Here is a 2798-nt window from a genome sequence, read left to right as displayed (position 1 = left end):
GGATTTTTCTCGACCCCGCCCATCCGGGTGTCCGCAGAAGAATCGCCGACATCGCCCGGGAGCTCGTCCGCGGCTACCCCCGCCTGGCTGGAATCCACCTCGACTTCATCCGCTACCCCTATGCACTGCCCATCTCGCCGGGTTCGCGCTTCTCGCCCCGGCTGGACTTCGGCTACGGGAGAGAATCCATCGCGCGCTTCGCGGCGGAAACCGGAAGGAAGGCGCCACGGGCGGGCGCAAAGGTCTCTGCGGCGGATCATCGGGCCTGGGACGATTGGCGGCGCGAGCAGGTGACCCGCACCGTTTCCGCGGTGCGCTCTGCCATCCGCGATGTGCAGCCGGATGCCGTCCTGTCGGCCGCCGTGCTTCCCTGGGCCGAGCGCGCCTACCTGATCGCCTTTCAGGACTGGCGGAGTTGGCTCCGCAAGGGGATGCTGGACAAGGTGCTCGTCATGGTCTACTCGCGGGATACGGCCCTGGCCGCCCACATGATGCGCGCGGCGTTGGCCGCGCGGCCGGCGCTGCCCGAGAGCTTGGTCCACGACCAGGCGCCGGTCGTCATCGGCCTCGGCGCCTGGCTTTTCGGGGGAAATCCCGTGCCGCTGTGGGCCCAGTGGCGGGCTGCCGAGCGCGCGCGGGCGGACGGGGTGGCCCTGTTTTCCTACGATCAGATGGTGGATCGGCCCCGCTTGTGGCACCGCCCGATCCCCTGAATCCCTCGGTATATCGTCAAATTCACGATATTTTCTGTTGCGGCCCGGCATTCGATGCGCTACACTTCTCTTCAGCAGATAGTTATCCCGCCCGAAAGTCTTTTGTTTTCCGCCCTTTTTCGCTGCTTTGCCTTTTCGCAATTGCCGCCCTTTGGCCCGGAAATACAGGCCAGGAAAGAGTAATTCCCATGAATAAAGCAGAACTGGTGGATGCCATCGCGTCCGCAACCGACATGAGCAAATCCGGAGCCGAAACGATAGTCAATGCATTCATCTCCACGATCACCGGCTCCCTCCGAAAAGGAAACAAGGTCACCTTGACGGGATTTGGCACCTTCAGCGTCTCCCAGCGGGCTGCCCGGACGGCACGGAACCCCCGCACGGGAGAACCCATTCAGGTGAAAGCCGCCAAGGTGCCCAAATTCAAGGCTGGAGCTGGACTGAAGGACGCGGTCAACTAGCGCAGAGCGAAAAACCTACCACCACAAGGGGAGGCATTGCGCTTCCCCTTGTTTTTTTTGTCTGTCTCATTAAGGAGGAACTCTCGCCCGGCATCGGACAGCGCTTCGTCACGGGCGGGCTACACGCCTGGCGAAAGGGACTGAGCAAAGCGGAAATGCAAAAACAGATCGACTTTTACAAGAAACGTTACGGGAATTAGGGATTTTTCGCCCCAAGGGGCATAAAATCGCCAAGTGTGAACTATTTCACACCCCTGGTGTGTCGCGGTTCATAGGGAAAACCGGGATGGGGGATTAGGTTAGAGGGGAACTCAAGCCACTGTGCTTGGATCATCCCCCCCATTTTATCCAGCGCTGGGGTTAGGGTTCGGGGCCCTTCGGGGCCCTTTTTTTGCCCGAAAATAAAGTGGGGGGCATCCCTCAGGAAGCGCCGCTCTCCAGGGGTGCCTCCCCGCCCCAGGTACTCCGGTCGGAGAGCGCCCCCACCGAGGCATCAATAAAATCCATGTAATCGGAAACCCGCTCCGCAGCGCGAAGAATCAACTCCTCGGTGCGCTGCGTATTTTCCTCGCTGAAGGGAAGCGCCAGCTTGCGCAGCACGATCTTGGTCCTCCCGGTGAGAAACAGGTACCCGAAGTCGTTGACCGCGCCGTAAAAATTGGAGGCGCCGCCCCTGGCCCGGGCCACCTTGTCCGGCGCACATTCATACAGGGCCGAAAGCGCCTGGTGATATTCCGCCCACTGGCCCTCGCTCATGCCCTCCTGCGAGTGCCGCAGCACGCGGGGCACCGTTCCATCGTCGGCGTAAATGGCGTAGTCCACCGCAATTTCGACCAGAATGTGGGAAAGATAGTGAAGCGTGTCCTGATCGAGGGGGGTGCCCATCCCGCGGGCAAACGCCTCCACGAGAGGAAGCAAGCCCTCGCCCCTGCGGTAGGTATAGCCCTGCTTCCCGTTCGGGGGAATGGAATTTTCCGGCTTCTCCAACGTGCCGTAATGGCAGAAGTTGTCCACGGCGAGGTGGCACTTCACCCAGATCAGCTTGGGATGCCGATCGAGGGCGCCGGGGGGCGGGGCGAAGCGGTGGGTTTCCCGCGGGCTGAACTCCCCCGCAAGCGGGAGGTTGTCGGGGGCGATGTTGTAGAGATAGCTGTCGCGCTCCTCCGCGGGAGGCTCGCTCCCGTGATCGAGCAGCTTGCGCAGTATCAGCGTATGGCAGTTGGTCAACAATGCGGGGACACCACCGGGAAAATCATCTCATCCGGATGAAACCAGAAAATACCTTCCTTCTTCCGCGCGCACTCTACCCTCGTCCATCAGCTTTTCCAAGTGCGACTCTATCATGGTCGCCACCATTTTCAATCGGTGGGGCGGCACCTTTCCGTATATGCGCTCGGCCACCCGCTCGGGCGTCTCCATGCCCTCGGACATGCAGGCGATGACCTCTGCCTCGCGCTGTTCGCGGTGGCGGATGATTTCATCGATCCGGCGGGCTGGAGTTTCCACCGGCGCCCCGTGCCCGGTGAAGATCAGGCGCGGGTTCAGATCCCTCGCCTTCCGCAGCGAATCCAGATAGTCGCGAAGACTCCCGTGGGGCGGGCCTATCCCCGTCGTGATCGGCATC

The 2798-nt window shown here is 61.8% G+C and carries 4 protein-coding genes; 2 read left to right on the top strand and 2 right to left on the bottom strand.

The genetic code is table 11. From position 1 onward, the window contains the following. Together O2807_14270 and O2807_14265 are read left to right on the top strand one after the other, a co-directional pair. Positions 1–713 (top strand): family 10 glycosylhydrolase (locus tag O2807_14270; protein ID MDA1001668.1); only part of this gene is annotated, 713 nt, incomplete at its 5' end. A 188-nt stretch (positions 714–901) separates the two neighbouring features. Then, a complete protein-coding gene (locus O2807_14265) occupies positions 902–1174 on the top strand; it encodes an HU family DNA-binding protein (GenBank protein ID MDA1001667.1) in 273 nt (90 codons plus the stop codon). A 420-nt stretch (positions 1175–1594) separates the two neighbouring features. On the opposite strand, the gene O2807_14260 is transcribed toward O2807_14265, so the two are convergent. After that, entirely contained in the window at positions 1595–2401 is an 807-nt protein-coding gene (locus O2807_14260; GenBank protein ID MDA1001666.1) for a hypothetical protein, read from the bottom strand. Between the two features lie 30 nt (positions 2402–2431). Beyond that, on the bottom strand, positions 2432–2798 hold a 367-nt coding region (locus tag O2807_14255; GenBank protein ID MDA1001665.1), incomplete at its 5' end, for a hypothetical protein.

The organism is bacterium, assembly GCA_027622355.1.
Classification (GTDB): domain Bacteria; phylum UBA8248; class UBA8248; order UBA8248; family UBA8248; genus JAQBZT01.
Note: the sequence above shows the minus strand (reverse complement) of the source record. Positions and strands in the feature narration are given on the sequence as shown.